Source organism: Alcanivorax profundi, assembly GCF_003597125.1.
In the GTDB taxonomy this organism is placed as follows: Bacteria; Pseudomonadota; Gammaproteobacteria; order Pseudomonadales; family Alcanivoracaceae; genus Alcanivorax; species Alcanivorax profundi.
In genome coordinates this window covers 728,631-748,172 of record NZ_QYYA01000002.1, presented here as the reverse complement: position 1 = coordinate 748,172, position 19,542 = coordinate 728,631, and the positions used below count along the sequence as shown (strand labels likewise).

16 protein-coding genes are annotated in these 19,542 nt (G+C 57.8%); 6 read left to right on the top strand and 10 right to left on the bottom strand.

The features are described 5' to 3' along the window. Window positions 1-116 precede the first annotated feature (116 nt). Together D4A39_RS08720 and D4A39_RS08715 are read left to right on the top strand one after the other, a co-directional pair. Window positions 117-1,511 (top strand): D-2-hydroxyglutarate dehydrogenase, encoded by a 1,395-nt coding sequence (locus tag D4A39_RS08720; RefSeq protein ID WP_119917900.1) that lies wholly within the window; start codon window positions 117-119, stop codon window positions 1,509-1,511. Further along, a complete protein-coding gene (locus tag D4A39_RS08715) occupies window positions 1,504-2,205 on the top strand; it encodes a fumarylacetoacetate hydrolase family protein (protein ID WP_119917899.1) in 702 nt (233 codons plus the stop codon). The genes D4A39_RS08720 and D4A39_RS08715 overlap by 8 nt, the downstream gene beginning before the upstream one ends. A 133-nt stretch (window positions 2,206-2,338) precedes the next feature. Here the strand turns inward: D4A39_RS08715 and D4A39_RS08710 are convergent, their stop codons facing one another. The 4 genes from D4A39_RS08710 to D4A39_RS08695 form a co-directional block, all read right to left on the bottom strand. Beyond that, on the bottom strand, window positions 2,339-3,682 hold the full coding sequence (locus D4A39_RS08710; protein ID WP_119917898.1) for a hypothetical protein: 1,344 nt from the start codon (window positions 3,680-3,682) through the stop codon (window positions 2,339-2,341). 134 nt (window positions 3,683-3,816) lie between these two features. Beyond that, window positions 3,817-5,178, bottom strand: a complete 1,362-nt coding sequence (locus tag D4A39_RS08705) for a PepSY-associated TM helix domain-containing protein (RefSeq protein ID WP_119917897.1) — start codon at window positions 5,176-5,178, stop codon at window positions 3,817-3,819. A 126-nt stretch (window positions 5,179-5,304) separates the two neighbouring features. Continuing rightward, window positions 5,305-7,392: a TonB-dependent receptor family protein gene (locus tag D4A39_RS08700; RefSeq protein WP_119917896.1), complete on the bottom strand. Its 2,088-nt coding sequence runs from the start codon at window positions 7,390-7,392 to the stop codon at window positions 5,305-5,307. A 152-nt stretch (window positions 7,393-7,544) separates the two neighbouring features. Further along, window positions 7,545-8,009, bottom strand: coding sequence for a bacteriohemerythrin (locus tag D4A39_RS08695; RefSeq protein WP_022985959.1), 465 nt, complete (start codon window positions 8,007-8,009; stop codon window positions 7,545-7,547). Between the two features lie 217 nt (window positions 8,010-8,226). Here D4A39_RS08695 and D4A39_RS08690 point away from each other — a divergent pair, with 217 nt between their 5' ends. Next, complete coding sequence (locus D4A39_RS08690; RefSeq protein WP_119917895.1) at window positions 8,227-9,711, top strand: bifunctional 2-methylcitrate dehydratase/aconitate hydratase; 1,485 nt, start codon at window positions 8,227-8,229, stop codon at window positions 9,709-9,711. Between the two features lie 43 nt (window positions 9,712-9,754). Here the strand turns inward: D4A39_RS08690 and D4A39_RS08685 are convergent, their stop codons facing one another. Further along, window positions 9,755-10,705, bottom strand: a complete 951-nt coding sequence (locus D4A39_RS08685) for an NAD(P)-dependent alcohol dehydrogenase (RefSeq protein WP_119917894.1) — start codon at window positions 10,703-10,705, stop codon at window positions 9,755-9,757. A gap of 108 nt (window positions 10,706-10,813) precedes the next feature. Then, window positions 10,814-11,230, bottom strand: a complete 417-nt coding sequence (arfB, locus tag D4A39_RS08680; RefSeq protein WP_022985956.1) for an alternative ribosome rescue aminoacyl-tRNA hydrolase ArfB — start codon at window positions 11,228-11,230, stop codon at window positions 10,814-10,816. Window positions 11,231-11,273: 43 nt separating this feature from the next. Here arfB and D4A39_RS08675 point away from each other — a divergent pair, with 43 nt between their 5' ends. From D4A39_RS08675 to D4A39_RS08665, 3 genes are read left to right on the top strand one after another with little or no spacing between them, the layout of a single operon-like run. After that, window positions 11,274-12,962, top strand: a complete 1,689-nt coding sequence (locus D4A39_RS08675) for a molecular chaperone HscC (RefSeq protein ID WP_119917893.1) — start codon at window positions 11,274-11,276, stop codon at window positions 12,960-12,962. Further along, window positions 12,962-14,152: a J domain-containing protein gene (locus tag D4A39_RS08670; protein WP_119917892.1), complete on the top strand. Its 1,191-nt coding sequence runs from the start codon at window positions 12,962-12,964 to the stop codon at window positions 14,150-14,152. Before D4A39_RS08675 ends, D4A39_RS08670 begins: the two co-directional genes overlap by 1 nt. Before the next feature lies 1 nt (window position 14,153). Beyond that, complete coding sequence (locus tag D4A39_RS08665; protein ID WP_022985953.1) at window positions 14,154-15,278, top strand: RDD family protein; 1,125 nt, start codon at window positions 14,154-14,156, stop codon at window positions 15,276-15,278. Between the two features lie 44 nt (window positions 15,279-15,322). Here the strand turns inward: D4A39_RS08665 and D4A39_RS08660 are convergent, their stop codons facing one another. The 4 genes from D4A39_RS08660 to D4A39_RS08645 form a co-directional block, all read right to left on the bottom strand. Further along, window positions 15,323-16,675 (bottom strand): SPFH domain-containing protein, encoded by a 1,353-nt coding sequence (locus D4A39_RS08660; RefSeq protein WP_119917891.1) that lies wholly within the window; start codon window positions 16,673-16,675, stop codon window positions 15,323-15,325. A gap of 160 nt (window positions 16,676-16,835) precedes the next feature. Next, window positions 16,836-17,366 (bottom strand): cytochrome b, encoded by a 531-nt coding sequence (locus D4A39_RS08655; RefSeq protein ID WP_022985951.1) that lies wholly within the window; start codon window positions 17,364-17,366, stop codon window positions 16,836-16,838. A gap of 127 nt (window positions 17,367-17,493) precedes the next feature. Next, a complete protein-coding gene (locus tag D4A39_RS08650; RefSeq protein ID WP_022985950.1) occupies window positions 17,494-18,750 on the bottom strand; it encodes a DUF445 domain-containing protein in 1,257 nt (418 codons plus the stop codon). 3 nt (window positions 18,751-18,753) lie between these two features. Next, entirely contained in the window at window positions 18,754-19,428 is a 675-nt protein-coding gene (locus tag D4A39_RS08645) for an Abi-alpha family protein (RefSeq protein WP_022985949.1), read from the bottom strand. Window positions 19,429-19,542 lie beyond the last annotated feature (114 nt).

Below are 19,542 nucleotides of genomic sequence, written 5' to 3'. Positions count from 1 at the left end.
GGGCGCGTATGTTAACATAGCGCGCTCAAATTGAGAGCAACCCGGCAGTCGGATTGCTCAAGTTGTCGTGAGAACGCCTCAAGATCGTGCGTTTTACCCCGCTCAGGAGACCCTTGATGACCGCCCTTGCCCATGCCGCGCTGGAGCAACTGACTGATTTGCTTGGCAAACGCCTGCTCACCGATCCGGACAGCGCCGAGCGCTACGGGGTCGACTGGACCAAGGTGTGGGCCCCGGCCCCCTGTGCCATCGCGCTGCCGGAGACCATCGAGGAAGTGCAGCAGATCGTGGAAATCGCCAACGAGCACGGCCTGCACCTGGTGCCGTCCGGTGGCCGGACCGGTCTGTCTGCTGGCGCCGTGGCCGCCAACAACGAGCTGGTAGTGGCCTTCGATCGCATGAACAAGGTGCTCGATTTCAACGAATTCGATCGCGCTGTCACCGTGCAACCCGGTGTGGTCACCCAGCAGCTGCAGGAATTCGCCGAGGAAAAGGGCCTGTTTTACCCGGTGGATTTTGCCTCCGCCGGCTCCAGCCAGATCGGTGGCAACATCGGCACCAACGCCGGCGGCATCAAGGTGATCCGCTACGGCATGACCCGCGACTGGATCACCGGCCTGAAAGTCATCACCGGCAAGGGTGAACTGCTGGAACTGAACAAGGGGCTGATCAAGAACGCCACCGGCTACGACTTCCGTCACCTGTTTATCGGCTCTGAAGGCACCCTGGGCCTGGTGGTAGAAGCCACCGTCAAACTCACTCGCCAGCCGAAAGACCTGACCGCCCTGGTACTGGGCGCGCCGGGCTTCCGCCAAGTGATGAGCATCCTGCACGCGTTCCAGCAGGACATCGACCTGACCGCCTTTGAATTCTTCTCCGACAAGGCCATGGCCCACGTACTGGCCCACGGCGTGCCCAAGCCCTTCGAGACCGAGTGCCCGTTCTACTGCCTGCTGGAATTCGAGCAGCTTTCCGAGCAGGTCGGCGAGCAGGCCATGGCCATCTTCGAGAAATGCGTGGAAGAAGGCTGGGTACTGGACGGCGTCATGAGCCAGTCCCTGCAGCAGCTCGACCAGCTGTGGCAGCTGCGTGAGCGCATCTCCGAATCCATCGCCCCGCACACCCCGTACAAGAACGACATCTCGGTGAGCATCGCCAAGGTGCCGGACTTTGTCGAAGACGTGGACACCGTGGTGCAGGACGCCTACCCGGATTTCGAGATTGTCTGGTTTGGCCATATCGGCGACGGCAACATGCACCTCAACATCCTCAAGCCGGCAGACCTGGCCAAGGAAGACTTCTTCGCCAAGTGCAACAACGTCTCCAAGTGGGTGTTCGAGATCGTCGAGAAGTACAACGGGTCTATCTCAGCCGAGCACGGCGTGGGCATGACCAAGAAACCCTACCTGACATACTCGCGCAGCCCGGAAGAAATCGCCTGCATGAAAGCCGTCAAGCAAGTGTTCGATCCCAACAACATCATGAACCCCGGGAAGCTGTTTGATGTTTGATGATGCCATCACCCTGAACCGCGACGACGATGGCTACGTCCACCGCTGGATCGACGGCTCCCCCATTGATATCCCGGTGGGCAAGGTCGTGTGCGTGGGTCGCAACTACGTCGACCACGCCCGCGAGCTGGGCAACGAGGTACCCGAGTCCCCAATCCTGTTCATGAAGCCGGCCTCTGCGCTGGCCAGCCTGCACGAACCGGTGGTGATCCCGACAGGGCAGGGGCCGGTGCATCATGAAGTGGAAATGGTGGTGCTGATCGGCAAACGCATCCGCAAGGAAACCGATCTGGAGAACATTCGCTTCAGCATCGCCGCCTACGGCGTCGGTCTGGATCTAACCCTGCGGGCACTGCAAAACCAGCTAAAGGAAAAAGGGCTCCCCTGGGAACGGGCCAAGGCCTTCGACGGCGCCGCCCCGGTATCCGGCTTTATCGATGCCCGCGGCATCTCCGTGCGCCAGAACCTGGATGTGACCCTGGAGATCAACGAAGCCGTGAAACAACACGGCCACACCGGCCTGATGCTGTTTCCCACCTTCGAACTGCTGGCCGAAATCAGCCAGACCTTCACTCTGGAACCCGGCGACGTGGTCTTCACCGGCACCCCCGCCGGCGTCGGACCGCTTAATAGCGGCGACAAATTCACCGCGCGCCTGGGGAATATTATTCAGGTGTTTGGTTCGGTGGCTTGATCCCAACGCCCCCCGGCAAGCCATAATATGACCCCTCTTGCAGTCCCGAATCGCCCTCCTGCAGAGTGTTGGGCGACTCGGGTACAAGGGGTGGGTAAGTTGCGGGCCGAAACCCTGCCTCAACCGACCTGCGTCAGAACCCCCACTCGCTGGCAGACACCTCGGGGGCTTCCCAGCTCACCCCATTGTCGCGAAGATAGCGAAGCAGGGGGCCATAGCCCTTGCTGGTGGCAGTCTTGATCGCGTAGTTCGCCCAGGTGTCCAGGTCGGCCCCGGCCTCGTGCAGCCGCTTGACCATGTGCGCGTAGCCCATGTCGGCCGCGTACGGCAGTGCTGAATTCAATGCCTTTAGTGGCGGATTTTCCGTTTTCAGGTGCTGGTCCAATGCCGCCGCGTAACCGCTTTCACAGAGCTGCCGCAAGGTCAGCGAGCCCGCTGAAAACTGTTCCCGTTTCACCGCTTCATAAAAGGGCAGAACATCAAACCGAAAACGCGGCACGCGGCCGTAAACGGCCACATATTCGCGAATCCAGGCATGAAAGCCTTGTTTGTGGTTGGCATACCGTTTCAACAAAACGACCGCATCGCTGATACGGCCGGTCACCAGCGCACGGCGGATATGCGGCTGAACATCCAGGGTCAGGACCAAGGGTAAATCGCGCAAGACGGAAAGGGCTCCGTCCTCGCCACGGCTGTCGATGACATAACCAAACTGACGTTCGTTAAACTCAATGCAAGCAGAATCAGGCAGGAAACACTGCCACTGGCCGCCAGCAATTAATTGATAGCGCGCAACCGCCTGGCGAACCTTGTCGCCGGAAGGCTGAAAGGTTTCGTCAAACAGCAACAGCAGGTTGGAATCCGCAGACTCCCCTTTCTGGCGCTGTTGAAAGTCCCTCACGGCGCAATACAAATTCTGCTCATAACAGGCGAGCAGGGCCGTTTCATCAAGCAAGCCACTATCTACATACTGGCGCAACAGGGACACCGGGAGCTTGCCGATAACCTCAGCGATAGCTGTGGTTTTCAGTCCAAAGGCTTCCAGGCATTGTCTGTTCAGGTTCGCTCCCAATCCATGAGCCAGCATCACAATGCAATCATGAGGCGCCCCGAACAAGGAGCGGTGCATTTGCAGGGTAAAATCGGATTTCGCCAACCTCGACAGGTCGTCGGGATTCGACAGCTTCCAGCTCTCGACAATTTCCGCCCCGGACAACAAGACGTACTCGAGGGTACTGAAACTGGAGGCACCATCGTGATGCCCCTCTTCATGAATGTGCGCAATATCGTGCTGGTGGTACTGCACGCGATGCAAATAGCGATGCCCCGGTTTGAGAAACCCCGGCAGGTAGCAAGCCCGTGTGGCCAGGATACCGGCCTGCCTCGCCAGATCCCCGAACAGGTCGCTGTCATGACAAGGGGACTCGTGACAAAGACCCTCACTGTCGGAAAGGTGATACCCCGAATACTGACCCATGGTAATTCCATTGCTTGGCGCTGTCATACCGGTTAGACGGACAGCCATCGCGTTTTGACCGGTGCCATGTATCTTCCCGTCAACGAGACAACAGCGTCAATGCATGCGGAACGCGCTCGACGCCGCGCCGGCCACTAGCGCATTCCGCGCCGCAACACACAGACATCCACGGCAATCAACACCAACATGGCCAGTGCCGACAGGGGGAACAGCAACGCCACCAACAGCATGATGGTCGCCACGACAAGGGCGGGCTTTTGGGGGGCCGAGGGTGCAACGCGGCGGGTCTGGCGTTTCCACCAGAGCATGCCACCAGTGACAATCAGTACCAGAATCAGGCACACAAACAGCAGGTTCAGCCACCAGTTCCATGGACCGAGATCCCCCTGATGGAAGGGAATCGACGCGGCCATGGCCTTGCCCATGGCGGGGTAATCGGCGAAGCGTATCGCCTGCAACGTTTCGCCCGTAGCTGGGTCCAGATGGACAATCCACTCCTGACCCGGATCGGTGATATCTCCGGCAATAGTGGTGGCGGATACCGTCCACACGTCAGCGGATTGCTGGGGGAAGTGCACCCGAAAGCCGCCGAATCCTTTTGCCCTGGCCAGGTTCACCACGTCATCCAGGGTCAGGCGTTGCTCTGCGGTCGGGGCCACTGGCATCGGGGTCTGTTCCAGTGCCCAGGGCACCCGGTGTACGCCATGCTCGTTCATGGCGCTATGGTCTCGTGCGCTCGGCGCTGTTTCAGTTTGCGGCACATATCGGGTGCCGGGGAGCGAACCCCAGGGCTGCACGATTTTGCCACCCCAGACATTGGTCCAGGCAAGCCCTGAGATCAGGAAGAACACCAGCGGCAATGCAATCAACCACCCCATCGTCAGGTGCCATTGGCGCCAGGCCAACCGCGATTTTACCTCTCGGCGAGGCAACAAGGCCCGCCAGCCCTGTTTCGGCCAGGCCAAGTACAGACCCGTCACGATCATCAGCACCGCCAGACCCGCGGCCATTTCAATCAGCGCATCCCCCACCCCACCCATAAACAGGGATCCATGAAAGGTCTTGATGCGGGCATAGAGGCTGGTGGCCGGATCCCGATCACCCAGGATTTCACCGGTGTAGGGATTCAGATAAACCAATGTTGCGGGGGCATGGTGTCCACCATGGCCAGCATGGGAATGGGGCTGTAATGAAAACTGCGCTGACTGTGTCGGCGCCTGCGGCGGCAGATAGAGCTTGATGGCGTAGTGGGGATACTGCTGTTCAACTGTATGCAGCAGCGTGTTGACAGGTACGCGGCTATCGCCGACGGCCACGGTGAGCCGATCCGTATTCAGGGCGGAATCCAGCGGCTTGCTCAGCAACATCAGCAAGCCGCTGAACGTCAGCATGAACAGGAAGGGGATAACCACCATCCCCGCCATGAAATGCCAGCGCCAAACCGATTGATAGTATCGGCCCGGCGCTGCCACCGACATCTTCCCGTTCTGCGTCATGATTCTGTCCCTGCAGGCTGCTGAAAAGCCCGTTGCATACTCAGTTTTTCAGCCCCTCGGCAAACCCGCAGGGCGCAGCCTGAAGGGCCAATCTGCTGCGCCTGCAAGGGGCATTTCAACAGCCGGCTAGAAATCGAAACGGACACCAGCATAGACCGAGCGTGGTTCACCGGGCTGAATGCTGACCGGGTTCACTGTCTCATCGTCGCTGACACTGACATTGGCCACGTAAACTTCATCGGTCAGGTTGCGGCCTTCCAGATAGATTTCCCAGTTGTCACGGGCAACTCCGGCGCGCGCACCCACCAGTTCATAGCCCTCGATATCCTTGTTATTGGCAAAGTCACCAAAGCGGTCGTCGACGATGTCAAAGGTGGGGCCGGCAAAGAAGCCATTGCCGTGGCGATAGATGACCTCGCCTTTGATAAAGAATTCCGGCGCCACCGGCAGCTGGTTGTCACCATAGATCGGGTCATTATCAAAAGTGAAATCGTTCCAGGTGAGGCTAACCACCGGTTCAATGCGCTGCGCATTGCTGCCTAGCGCAAAGCTGGCACCCAACAGGGCTTCCACACCGGCATGAATGGTGTTTTCAATATTGGTGGATAGGCTGGTGCCTGACGCATTTGGATCATCAATGGAGAGAATTTCGTCCTCGATCTGAGCGTAGTAAACAGACACTTCCCAGTTCCACTGGCTGGCTTGGCCGAACGGCGCCGAGCCACGGGTCCCGACCTCCCCAACAACCCCTTGCATGGGATCAAGGGTTTCATTATTGGCTTGAACATCATCTTCCAGCTGATACAGGGTTGGGGCCTCGTAGAGTTTGCTCACGTTGGCAAACAACTCGCTGCGATCCGCCAGCTGATAGATCACCCCCACCCGCGGGTTAATCGCGTCATAATCTTCTTTGGGATTGCGCTCAACACCGCTTGCGACATCAGTGTTACTCACTTCTCGGGTACCGGTTACCGCTTGCGCCCCATACACCAGTGTCCAACGCTCGGCAAAATGCCAGTGATCCATGGCGAAGATTTCAAGATTATCTGCCTTGTTATCGACCTTGGTAGACAACGCACCACGGACGCCACCACTGTGCTGGTAGTTACCGCCTTTAACCCGAGTCTCCCCATAGTTGAGACCTAACAGCAGGTCATGGTTGCCGAGCTTTTTGTCGTAACGGACGGTGGTGCCAAAGGTGGTCTGGTCATTATCAATCAGCAAGCTGAAGAACGGGTTCTCGACAATCGGGTGATAGAGAGACTGATCTTCAAAAGAGAAGCCCACCACCAAATCGCTAGTGTCACTTAATGCCCATTCGGTGCGATTGGCGACACGCCATTTTTCCACGTTATACAGAAAATTACCGGGAATATTGTTGGGGTTGGCCTGGTAGGGATCCTCGTCAAACTGCGCCTGGCTGAGAGAGCCAGGCAGTTCCTGGTCGTTATCCACATAGGTAAGGTAAAGGCGGTTTTCGATCCGATCGCTGATCTGCCAACCCGTATTGGCATAAACACCGCTGCGCTGCTGTTCCTGATGACCACGAAAACCGTCATAGCTACGCTGTTCGACGGTTACCAGACCATCAAAGTCCCCGGCAACGGCGCCACCGGTAACACTGTTCTGCACCGTCCCATGACTCCCCGCGCTCAGGTAAACCTCATTGGGGGTGGTTCGCGCAGTGGGGGTAATGAAGTTGATGGCGCCACCAAGGGTGCTGGCGCCGTAAGTCATGGCATTGGCGCCGCGGGCGACCACCGCATAGCGTGCCGCCAGCGGATCGATAAAACTGTTGTGGTTGTTGCCATCTGCAGCTGTGACGGGCAATCCGTCGATCATCAACTTCATGCCATTACCGTCATAGGCAACCGCATCCAGATTGGAACCTCGACTGGAGATAAAGGTCCCGTCGCCAGTAGAGCCTGTAGCCGTCCACATACCCGGTACATAACGCAGCATGTCACCCAGGCTGACGACACTACGCTCTCTGAGATCTTCCGCCTCGACCAATGTTACCCCACCCGGGGTCAGCGCATGCTCACGTTCGAGTTTTGCCCTGGTTGTCTCGGCAGTTTTCATTTGCTCGACTTCTACCTTGATCGCGGCAAGCAGGTTTTCTTCTCCTGCCGGCTGTCCTTCGACAGCAGAGGCGGCCATGGGCAAATAAAGGCCCATACTGGTAGCGAGCAGTTTACGAGCAGGCAATCGCATTTCTTTTCCCCGGCAAAGTCAACGTCAGTCGCGCGGTATTGCTTCAACGCGGGCGGGGATTCTACGGATGCGCCGGTGTGGACAACATGCGGCATAATGCCACACGCAAACTGGCTATCTCCCGGTGACGACCCGACTGGCCCGCCGGGCAATCAAGCCTGCCGAAAATGCCGTCTCACGTTTTCATTTACCCAGCTGCCCAGGCGCTCCTTGCCAATGCCATTAATAAAATCGCGTACCTGTTCCGTGTAGGCCAGATCTTCCTCCAGGATATGGTTCAACAACCATTTTTCCAGCATTCGCAAAAGGGGTTCTACCACATCCTCGCCTGCAAGATGACGCTGGCGCAGGGCCTCAAGATGGAAGGTAAATTGACGGTGCAGATGGTGGTGTCCATCCAGCTCCTGATAACCCGCGCGCTCCATCAGGGCTTCCTCGAAATCAAAATGGGACTCGGTGTAATCGACCAGATCATAGAGCACACGTTCTACCCCCTGGCGAGCATCAGGGAGGCCGACAAGACGATCCAGATCATTGATCAGATCCACAATGCGTCGGTGCTGTCGATCAATCACCACAATCCCCAGCTCGTATTCCTGACTCCAAACAATGCGCATGTTTCACCTCCTTGTTATGGATCCCGGAAGGCTAGCAGCCTGGTCTGGCAGCATATGGATCCAGATCAAGATTGTGATGACTTGCAATGCCTGCCGGCACAGGCACACTGGACTTTCATCTCCCAGCTTTCCGGCATCCATTCGTGTTGCCATGCTCTGGCCAGGTATTTCTTTGCGCCCAACGTCATTCGACCGTTGAACGAGGAGTTACCACGTTATGTCTTCCAATATGGATCTTGCCAACCGTCCCGATTACGACCAGGTGATTCAGGATATCGCTGACTACGTGATCCATTTCAATATCACCTCACGGGAAGCCATGGAAACGGCCCGCCATTGCCTGATGGACACCCTGGGTTGTGGCCTGCTGGCGCTGCGCTTCCCGGAATGCACCAAACATCTTGGGCCACTGGTGCAGGGCACCGTGGTACCCAACGGCGCACGTGTACCGGGCACGCCGTTCATTCTTGATCCAGTGAAAGCCGCCTGGGACATCGGCTGCATCATTCGCTGGCTGGATTTCAACGACACCTGGTTGGCCGCGGAGTGGGGCCATCCTTCGGACAATCTGGGCGGCATTCTTGCTGTGGCCGATCACCTGTCCCAGCAGCGGCTGGCCAATGGCCAGGCGCCGCTGACCATGAAGGATGTGCTGGAAGCCATGGTCAAAGCCCACGAAATTCAGGGGGTGCTGGCACTGGAAAACAGCTTCAACCGTGTCGGCCTGTGCCATGTGTTGCTGGTACGGATGGCCTCCACCGCCGTGGTCACCCATATGCTGGGCGGCGACCGCGAGCAGATCATGGCGGCCCTGTCCCAGGCCTGGGTCGATGGCTCGTCCCTGCGCACCTATCGCCATGCCCCCAATGCCGGCTCACGCAAATCCTGGGCCGCAGGCGACGCCACCTCCCGCGCCGTGCGCCTGGCCGACATGTCCCTGCGCGGCGAAATGGGCATTCCCAGCGTGCTCACCGCCCCGCAGTGGGGCTTCTACGATGTGTCCTTCAGCCACACCAACAAGGACCTGGCCCTGAAACCGGAAGACGAGCGCGAATTCCGCCTCCAGCGGGATTACGGCACCTATGTGATGGAAAACATTTTGTTCAAGATCAGCTTCCCGGCGGAGTTCCATGCCCAGACCGCCTGTGAAGCTGCGGTGACCCTGCACCCGCAGGTGAAAGACCGGCTCGACGAAATCGAGCGTATCGTCATCACCACCCACGAATCCGCCATCCGCATCATTTCCAAGCACGGCACCCTGGCCAACCCGGCGGACCGCGATCACTGCATTCAGTACATGACTGCGGTACCGCTGATCTTCGGCAACCTGACCGCAGAGCACTATGAAGACAGCTTCCACGCCGCCAACCCGTTGATCGACACCCTGCGCGAAAAAATGGAAATCGTGGAAGACGAGCGTTACACCCGCGAATACCTGGACCCGGACAAGCGCTCTATCGCCAATGCCATTCAGGTGTTTTTCAAGGACGGCAGCCACACCGAACAAGTGGCGGTGGAATACCCCATCGGCCACCGCCGCCGCCGTGAAGAAGGCATTCCGGTGCTGGAGGAGAAGTTCAAAAGCAACCTGGCGACCCGCTTCCCGTCCGGCCGCAGCGACGCAATCTTTACGCTGTGCAAGGACCAGAAGACTCTGGAGAGCACCCCGGTGAATGCCTTTATGGATATGCTGGTGATTTAAGGACGACGGGAGTGGCATATGCCGCTCCCGTCAAACACCCCCATCAACACACTTCGATTACAACCTTGCCCCGGCAACGACCGCTACGGTTGCGCTCATAGGCCGCTTCGCTGTCTTGCAGGGGAAAGACACTGTCGATAATGGGGGTCAGGGCACCCTGTTCGACCATCTCCGCCAGGGTATCCAGATCTTCGCGGTAGGATTCCACCACCACAGTGCCGGCCTTCTTGGCTAGCAGACGGTAGAACGGCGTGGCCACCATGGACGCTCCCTGGCCACCGGTGGAAATAAAGTGCCCGTGCTTGCCCAGCAATGCCTTGCAGGTCAGCGGTGTTTCATAAGAGGTCACATCAAACACGATGTCGAACTCGCCAGCGGTCTTGCGGTAGTCCCCCTGGGTGTAATCAATCAGGGCGTCGGCACCGAGCTCACGGACGAAATCCAGATTGCGGGTACTGCACACCCCGGTGACATGCAGCTTCATCTGCTTGGCGATCTGGACCGCCAGCGTGCCGACCCCGCCAGAGGCGCCAATGATCAACACGGACTTGCCCGCCCTGGCACCGCCCTTGCGCAGCCCCTGCAGAGCGGTCAGAGCGGCCAGGGGCAGGGAGGCGGCTTCATTAAAACTGAGGCCCCTGGGTATCTTCGCCACCCGATGCTGGCTGATGATCGCCTGCTCGGCGAGCGAGGCGGTACGCAGCCGCATGTCCATGCCATAAACCGCATCACCGATTTCGAAATGACGCACATTGCGGCCTTTGGCTATCACCACGCCGGCCAGGTCATCACCAAAAATCGGCGGCAGACGCTTGATTCCCACCGGGGTCGCGGCCACGGCCAGGTGGTAATTGAGCTTCCAGTCCTTGGGATTCACGGATGCCGCATGCACCTGTACCAACACATCATCCGGCCCCGGCTGTTGCGGGGCATCGGTCTCGGTCAGGGTCAGTTTGGCGTTCAGGCCCCAGCCTGTGGTGACGATGGCTTTCATGGTCAGCTCCGTGATGACGATTCGGCGCCCAGCTTAACAAAGCCCTGCGCACAGGGGAGGGTCCGATAACGCCAAGGGGCGGGAGGATTCCGGTCAATGCCGCTGCACTTACCCCGGATCGACCTTGCCACGCAGGGATTTGATCTGGCCGCGTTTGGTCTTGTTGTCCATGCGGCGCTTCTTGCTACCCAGGGTCGGGCGGGTGGGTTTACGCTTTTTCTGCTCTACCGTCACGCTCTGGATTAACTGGGCCAGCCTTGCCAGCGCGTTTTCCTTGTTTTTTTCCTGGGTGCGAAACTGCTGGGCCTTGATCACCACCACACCATCGCTGTTGATGCGCTGATCACTCAACGCCAACAGCCGCTCCTTGTAGACATCCGGCAATGAGGAAGCACGGATATCAAAACGCAGATGAATGGCACTGGAGACCTTGTTAACGTTCTGGCCACCACTGCCCTGGGCACGAATGGCCTGCAGGTCGATCTCTGAATCAGGAATCTGTAAATTGTTGCCTATTTGAAGCATGTCCGTCCTCATAATGTGTCGGACAGCATAACAGGGAAGGGATATGACCATCATCGGGATTGATCTGGGCACCACTAACAGTGCCTGTGGGGTATGGACAGAGGACGGGGTCAAACTGATCCCCAACCGGCTCGGCGAGGTGCTCACCCCATCCGTTGTTGGCCTGGACAAAAACGGGGAAATCATCGTCGGCCGGACCGCCCGGCAGCGTCTGATCAATCACAGTGATCGCACGGTAGCAGCGTTCAAACGGCTGATGGGCACAGACCATCAGGTCAAACTCGCCAAACGCACCTTCACTGCCACCGAACTCTCCTCGCTGGTGCTCCGTTCCCTCAAGGAAGATGCCGAAACGTTTCTGGGGGAAACGGTAACTGAAGCCGTCATCAGTGTACCGGCCTACTTCAATGACAATCAGCGCCAGGCCACCAAACAAGCTGCGGAGCTTGCAGGCCTCAAGGTCGAACGACTTATCAACGAACCCACCGCTGCGGCCATTGCCTATGGCCTGCATGAAAAGCAGGAGGGCCTGTTCCTGATTCTGGATCTTGGCGGCGGAACCTTTGATGTATCACTGCTCGAGTTCTTCGACGGCATCATGGAGGTTCACGCCAGTGCCGGGGACAACTTTCTTGGCGGGGAGGATTTTGTCGATGCGATGGTCGAAGACGTGCTACGCGAGCAAGGCATAAAGCGCGACCACCTCACCCCGGTGCAGTTGCAGAACCTGTACCTGCAGATGGAAGGGGCCAAACGCAAGCTCAGCGCCCAGGAACAGACACTGACACTGGATCTCGGCAAACAACCGGTGGAATTTACCGTAACCAGTGACTGGTTCACCCGTGTCTGCACACCGCTGTTATTGCGCGCCAAACATCCCATCGAACGCGCTATTCGCGATGCCAATCTCAATCCCGGCAAAATTGATGATGTGGTACTGGTCGGCGGCTCGACCCGGCTCGGGATCTTCCGTTCAACTGTGGGCAAGATGTTTGGTCGCTTACCGTCATGTCATCTGGATCCGGACACCGTTGTCGCCATGGGCGCCGCGATTCAGGCCGGGCTGATGATGCGCGATGAAGCGCTGGACGATGTGGTGTTGACCGATGTTTGCCCCTATACCCTCGGTACCGGCGTTCTCAATCGTGATAACCCCCGCCAGGGCGATTACTTTCTACCCATTATCGAACGCAATTGTGTCGTGCCTGTGAGCATCGTCAAACAGGTCTACACTGCCCATGACAACCAAACGGAAGTCACCGTCAAGGTGTACCAGGGCGAAAACCGCCTGGTCGAAAAGAATGTATACCTGGGAGAGCTGACGGTACCGGTACCGGCCGCGGCCAAAGGGGAAGAAGCCATCGACATCCGCTACAGCTATGACATGAATGGATTGCTGTCGGTCGATGTCACCGTGGTCTCCAACGGAAAAGCCCACCATCACCTGATTGAGCACGCTCCCGGGGCGCTTGGCGAAGCCGAGAAACAGGCAGCATTGGCGAAACTGGAAAAACTCAAGTTTCATCCCCGTGACGGAGAAGAGAACAGAGCTTTGCTTGCCCGTGGTGAGCGACTCTATGAAAGCTGCCTCGGTGAGCGACGGGACTACGTGGCAAATGTCATGCAACAATTCGAACGCGTGCTGGAAAGCCAGAACCCGGCGGAGATCGCCAAAATGAGAAAGCAGGTCAGCGATGCGCTGGCCCAACTGGAAAATGAGGACTGGTTCTGATGGATCGCTGGGGTATTCTTGAACTGGAACCCACCAGCGATGCGCGCGCCATCAAGCGGGCCTATGCTCGCCAGCTCAAACAAACCCGACCGGATGAACAGCCCGAGGCTTTCCAGCGATTGCATGAAGCGTACAAGCAAGCGCTTGCGCATGCGGCCCGGCAGTCCAGTGCACAGCAGCCTTGTGCCGCCCCCCTCGGCGAACAGAATACAACACCGGAAACACTGGCAAGCTGGACCCTTACCCTTTCGGACACAACGACAACCGGCAGCGACACGGTACAGACTGAGACTCAACAAGCCGAAGATATCCTGGCCCCACTGCTCCAGCGGTGCGAGGCACTGATGGCCGAGCACCACGGTGCCCGGCAACCGCAGTACTGGAACTTCCTGTTGCAGCAGCCCCTGTTCCTCGATGACGATTGTCACCGCCGCTTTGCCCGCCGTTTGTTTGATCTCATCATCGCACATGAAGCGGCCATTCTTGGCGGTGATACACGCCGCACACCAATGTCGCCAGCGGTGCTCTTCTCTCTCGACAATCTGTTCTTCTGGTCTTCCCTGGAGGCCGATGCGTTCCGGGGCCATGACCGCGTGATGCTTGAATCACTCTTTTCGCGAATAGATGACGCACAGCAAACTCAGCCCTTTGCGGGGGTGCGAGGAGGAAAAAAAAGGATCGCTCACCAGCCACTTGTTAGCCACCCGTCTGAGTTCGCCCTGGCTAACCCGTTACTGCGCGGGTTGGCGATGGTCGTTGATGTTGTGATGCTGGGCCTGGTGCTGAAAAGCCTATTCAATATTTCCTGGGTCGACACACACTTCAGTCACTTGCGTCCGCAAGGTGACGACATGCTTTTACTGATCCCGATCTACCTGCTCTTTGCAGCACTGTGCGAACTCAGCCCCTTGCGTGCCGCCCCCGCGCCCTGGCTATTCGGCCTGCGTGTCATGACCCGAACGTTCAAACCAGTGACATTGCGGCATGTGCTTCGACGAGCCGCATTCCTGTTATGCCTGCCATTAATGCTGTACCTGAATCAGTGGGCATTGGGTCTCAACACCCTGGTACTGCTGGTCATGTTCATCAACCTTTTTCTGCAGGGCGACCTGCTGCAAGACCGCTTTTCTGGCACACGTATTATCAACTGGCCTGAAACACGCAATCGCCAACGAGAAAGGAGAGGCTGATATGCCCTGGGACCTGCTCGGCATTCAGCCCACTCAGGATGTACGGGCGATCAAACGCGCCTATGCGCAACAGCTCAAACACACCCGTCCAGATGATGATCCCCTTGCGTTTCAGCAGTTACATCAGGCCTACAAAACCGCCCTGGCGCTGGCGGCCAATGATACGACGGCCCCGCAGGAAACCCCTGACATAGACACCGCAGAGGTTATTGACAGTGCCTCGACACCCGAACCCTTGTCATACCCTGATACCGAAGCAATAACATTACGCCCGTCAGCCGAGGCCCCTAAGGAGGCGGTGTCGCAATGGATCAGTAACGCCAAACAGTATCTTTCAACCCCAGAGGGCCGTTCACAACCTCAGCAATGGCAACCGCTTTTTACCCGCGCGGAACTACTGGATGACGGTTTCCATCATGCCGCCGGGCAGGAGCTTTTCAGGCTTATCGCTGAACAGTATCAGGCAACTGGCGAACTTGCTGATGTGGCGGTGCTATCGTATCTGAATGCGTTTTTTCACTGGACAGGTCAACGCACGGCATTGGCTAACACATTGGGCAGCACCGTATGCGACCCCATTTTTGCCCGACTTGATGCACTCAGCGCCCCCCCGGTAGAGGGTCATGGAATACGGGGAGGAAAGCTGATTGGCCCCTCTGCGCAGCGTGTCGTCGCGAACCAGGATCATGATGTCCCGCCCACACATGCCTATGGCAGCTACAGCATTCGCATCCTGGCCTTTGTGATGGACCTGTTTTTTGTCATGGTGGCCATTGCGATTCTTCTCGTAGGTCCCATCAAAATGATCAGTGGTACGCAATCCGGATACGAAAGCCTGTTGCTACTTTGCACCTTGCCGGGTTATTTGCTGATGGGTCTGATTATGGAAACCACTCCCCTGCAAGCCACTCCGGGAAAGTATTTGCTCGGCTTGCGTGTCGTCAATCGTCATGGCCAGCGTTTGCCTTTCTGGCACAACGGGCTGCGCGTTATTGCCTTCATCCTCACCGGCCTGCTCTGGAAAGTGATTTTTATCGTCAACGCCTTTTTGGGAGGGCGGCTGTTGCATGATCGCATTAGCCGAACGGTAGTGATTTCGCAGCGTTCTGCGAACGGAGGGTACTGACATTGCAGGTGACGATGACCGGTGTCATCGTCACCTGAAAGAGGTTACTTCTTCACATCCCGGTCATAACTCAACCGCTTGGCCGCATCCAGCGTCAGCATTTGCATGAAGGCACGCGTTTCGCCATCAGAGCCAGTAGGCGTGCCTCCCTCACCGCCACCGAATACATACTGTGGCACCTTGCGGTTGGCGAAAGCCTGGGCCCAGATTTTCTGGATTTCGATTTCCGCATCCAGTTTCTGCGCCAGGGCGTTATCCGCCTGCAGCACCGCTTTCTTCTGGTAGGCTTCCGCGTCAGCCAGGGTACGACGGGTTTCCGCTTCGATACGGGCTTTTTCCAGCTGGATCTGTGCAGTCTGTTTCTCGATTTCCGATTGCTCTTTCTGTTTCTGGGCTTCGGTAATGGCCAGCTGCTTTTCCGTCTCTGCTTCGGTAGTGCGCTGGATCTGATCCACCTTGGCCTTGGCCTGCCGTTCTGCCACTTCACGCTCCCCGCGGGCAATGGCCAGCAACCGCTGCTCTTCTTCCTGGACCCGCTGCTCACGGGCGATGGCGCGGTCGGCGGACGCCTTCTGTTTCAGTTGCATGCGCTCGACAAAACGCTGGTTGGGATCCATCTGAGTCACACGGGCTTCCACCACGGAGACGCCGTAATCGATAAAGCGCTGGGATTTACGCAGTGGAATACCGGTCTCATCCAGCATCTTGCGCACCACGAAGATTACCTTGCTGTCATCTCCGTAATCCTGCTGATCCGTGCCCATGGCAACGTTGGCAGAGCCCTTGATATCACCGACGCGTTTCTGGCTGACTTCTTCGCGACGCACGATATAAATGCCGTTGATCATCTGGTTTTCGAATTCGGTATTGAATTCGGTACGGCCACCGGAGTAGTACTCTTCGGCGCTCATCAGAGAAGCGTTGGCCTGCAGGGTTTCCTTGAAGGCCGGGATCAGGGCAGTGCGCAACAGGTTTTCCGGGGTGCGATATTCATGGGCCAGGCGCAGGAAGGTGTCCTGGTCCGTGGGAATGGTAAAGCGGACCGTGGCCTGGGCATTGGCATCCACCTGATCCAGGAACATGATGTTCTGTGGCGGCAAGGCAGCGGATGTTTCCGAGTGTTCGACTTCCACATAATCCAGCGTTTCACTGCCGCCGCGCACGGCCTGTACCGTCAGCGCGCGCTTCCAGGAGTTCCAGCGCCCGAAGAAGAAGAACTGATACCCCACATCGCTGACCACATGTTCCTGACCCAGAATGGTCCGCACGTGATACACATATCCCGGTTCGGCATAGAAGATGGACTTGTTCGCTACCACCAGCAAGACCAGTGCCCCAACGACACCCCCCAGCAGTCCCTTGACCTCAAATACCCCTTTGAGTCGTTCCATAACCATGATTTTTCCCCAGTACTTTTTTATTAAAGGGCGCATTCTAAAGAGCCCTCCGGGGAAGGATAGTGGTCAATGTCTTAAATTGCGGATTTCAAACCGTTCCTGGAAAACCTGATCCGGGTCAGGGCGACTGCCAAGGGAGTGGAAAGAGCTCGTCCAGCCGTCATTTACCCCACATGCGCGGCAGCACATTGATCTGGCCGGGTTGGTGACGGTGCACAAAGGCCATGGCGATGTGACCGGCGATCATGGCCAGCAGTACCCACCCCAACTCCCCATGAAGCAGTGATCCCAGATCCACCATCCAGTCGATCTTGTCACCGCCACCCGGCATCAGCGCAATACCAAACGGATCAAAGGCCCGGCCGGAGCCATATTGTCGCAATAGTGCCAACGCAGGGACCAACAGCAGCAACGCATAGAGGCCAAGATGACCCAGTTTGGCGGGCAGGTTGATGGAGGGCGGACGGCTGGCCAGGTTCTTCAGGGCCCACAGCAGGCGGACCACAATCAGGATCATCAGGAGCAGGCCTAGAGGTTTGTGGGTCGGCCAGAAAAAGGCCTCGAACGCACTGTCTTCAAACCCATAATGCGCAATCGCCGACAGGAACTGCCAGGCAATCAGCAATGCCATGCTCCAGTGCAACAGGCGGGTGACGGTTCCGTAACGTTCAGTGGTGTCCTGGCTGGCCATTGGCTTGCTCCTGATTGACGGTTCAAATTCAAGATACTGTCAGCCAAATGTGCAGACAATATGGACCTGCATTGCCTCCGCTCTTACTGCCCTAACCGCAACGGCCTGCCAGGCTGCTGCAGGACCGTCACGCCACCGGCACCGCAAAGTGCAGCATTACATGCACCTGCATCTCTCCGACCAGGAACCCCAGCAACGCGCCGACGGTAATCAGAATCCACTCGTCCTGTTGAAAAGCCGGCCGTAGCAGTCCCTCGAATTCTTCCTCGGTTAGCTCCTGCATCTTGTTGACCAACAGGTTCTTCAGGTCCATGGCTTCTTCGGCATAGGCTTCCATGTGGCTCAGGGTTTCCGGCAACGCTTCCATCACCTTGTCGGCCACCGACCGTTTCATTTCCTGGTATTTGGTGCTGCCCACCGCAAACACCACCAGCGGCTTGGCCAGACCAGCCTGTTCGTCCAGGGTGCGTTGTACCTGTTTTTGTACCAGGCCAAACAAGCGGTCCGACAGCGGCCCTTTGAGGATAGCCTCGATCACCGCCGCCGGGGTGACAATCTCGCTGGCCACCAGTTCGCCGTAACGGGCGGCCACCTGTTTGCGCCGTTTCAGGAACAGGCCCTGCCATTCAAACAACCCCAGGTAGCGCACCGGTTGCTTGGGATTGAAGATCATCTTCAGTGCCAGCCAGTCGGTGAACCAGCCGGTGAACAACCCAAACAGCGGAATCACCCAGACATTATGGGTCAAGGCCCAGACCACGGCCTGAACAATACCGATGGCAAACCCAAACCAGATACCGGAATTGCGGATAAACTTGAACTCCACATGACCGGCTTCCAGGAACACCCGGTTGAGCAGTTCCTTGTCCCGCACCAGGGCATTGATGACCAGATCCTTGAGGTCGAACACCCGGTGAATATTGCTTTTGATATCCTCCATGATCTGCTCGACCATGTGCGGGGCTTCTTTCTGGATGCGCTGAATCACCAGCCGTTTCACCGATTCCGGAGCAGACTCCCACAGGCCCGGCTGGTACTCCGCCGCAACCTGACGGGTGATGTCGTCCACCGAGCGAATCAGCGGATCGCGAATTTCTTCCGCCACCCGATGCGGGTCGAGCTTGTTGAAAACATCCTCCGGCTTGAGCAGCCGTTCCATCATCAGGTCACAGGCGATGCTGGCCATGGTGGCCGCCTTGCGCGGAACAATGCCCTGCCAGCCCAGAAACGGGCGGATACCCATAAAGCTGAGCGGCTTGAACATCATCTTGATGGCCACCACCTTGGTGCCATAACCAATCGCCGCGGCCACGAAGGGCATGGACAGATACAACAACCAGTTGGCCTGGATGTCTGCGAGAATCAGGTCGATATCGGTAATCACGCCTTACTCCTCATCGCCTGACAGATCCGCCTCAGCCGGCTGACTGAGCAGGGCCCACATCTGTTGACCCATGGGCCCGAGCCGCAGGGTTTCCCGGTGAGGTTTCACTTTCGGCCAGTGCGTCTGTAGCCCGGACATAGCGCGGCGGAAACCGCTGTCGCCTTCCAGCAATTCATAGTCAGTCCGGTTGGCTTCTTCAAAACCGGTAGCAATCACCCAACCCTGGCTGAACAACCGCTGCAGGTAGGTGCCAATCATGTCGGTGCATTGAATTCCGGCGGCACGACCCACGTTGGAATGACGGAACAGGATTTGGCCACGGGAAAACCGGCCTCCGCTGTACAGGGCCAGCATGGGAAACGCGCTGCCATCAGACAGTGCAGCCAGAATACGCACCTCATCGGCGGTCAGCCCGGCCAGCAACTGGCGCACCAGCATGTCTTCCGCCTGATCACGGCTTTGCTCCAGGGACACATCCAACAGCTGATGCAGGTTCTCCGGGGGGCCGGCCAATTCGCCAGGGGTCTCCAGCGCTTCAAGACGCTGCTTCAGGGTCTGGAGCACATCATGCTCGACCTGATGAAAACGGGCATCCGCCCGTTGAACCGGGGGCAGTTGCAGCAGCAACTGCTGGAGGCGCGCCCGCAGTCCGGCGGGCGACAAGGAAGATTCTGACACGCTGAATCCCTGTTGTTATTGTGGTGAGGGGTTACAGACCCACTATTATTGTCGAGTGTCCGGGGTTTTGGCCAATTCGCAAGTTACCGTCCGTATGCTTTGCGCAACCTGCAC

Excerpts from the sequence above, each read along its gene's own strand:
- D4A39_RS08670 (WP_119917892.1), top strand. The coding sequence starts at position 12,962 with ATGGATCGCTGGGGTATTCTTGAACTGGAACCCACCAGCGATGCGCGC.
- D4A39_RS08705 (WP_119917897.1), bottom strand. The coding sequence starts at position 5,178 with ATGACGCAGAACGGGAAGATGTCGGTGGCAGCGCCGGGCCGATACTAT.
- D4A39_RS08665 (WP_022985953.1), top strand. The coding sequence starts at position 14,154 with ATGCCCTGGGACCTGCTCGGCATTCAGCCCACTCAGGATGTACGGGCG.
- D4A39_RS08710 (WP_119917898.1), bottom strand. The coding sequence starts at position 3,682 with ATGGGTCAGTATTCGGGGTATCACCTTTCCGACAGTGAGGGTCTTTGT.
- D4A39_RS08685 (WP_119917894.1), bottom strand. The coding sequence starts at position 10,705 with ATGAAAGCCATCGTCACCACAGGCTGGGGCCTGAACGCCAAACTGACC.
- D4A39_RS08660 (WP_119917891.1), bottom strand. The coding sequence starts at position 16,675 with ATGGTTATGGAACGACTCAAAGGGGTATTTGAGGTCAAGGGACTGCTG.
- D4A39_RS08715 (WP_119917899.1), top strand. The coding sequence starts at position 1,504 with ATGTTTGATGATGCCATCACCCTGAACCGCGACGACGATGGCTACGTC.
- D4A39_RS08675 (WP_119917893.1), top strand. The coding sequence starts at position 11,274 with ATGACCATCATCGGGATTGATCTGGGCACCACTAACAGTGCCTGTGGG.
- D4A39_RS08655 (WP_022985951.1), bottom strand. The coding sequence starts at position 17,366 with ATGGCCAGCCAGGACACCACTGAACGTTACGGAACCGTCACCCGCCTG.
- D4A39_RS08690 (WP_119917895.1), top strand. The coding sequence starts at position 8,227 with ATGTCTTCCAATATGGATCTTGCCAACCGTCCCGATTACGACCAGGTG.
- D4A39_RS08720 (WP_119917900.1), top strand. The coding sequence starts at position 117 with ATGACCGCCCTTGCCCATGCCGCGCTGGAGCAACTGACTGATTTGCTT.
- D4A39_RS08695 (WP_022985959.1), bottom strand. The coding sequence starts at position 8,009 with ATGCGCATTGTTTGGAGTCAGGAATACGAGCTGGGGATTGTGGTGATT.
- D4A39_RS08700 (WP_119917896.1), bottom strand. The coding sequence starts at position 7,392 with ATGCGATTGCCTGCTCGTAAACTGCTCGCTACCAGTATGGGCCTTTAT.
- arfB (WP_022985956.1), bottom strand. The coding sequence starts at position 11,230 with ATGCTTCAAATAGGCAACAATTTACAGATTCCTGATTCAGAGATCGAC.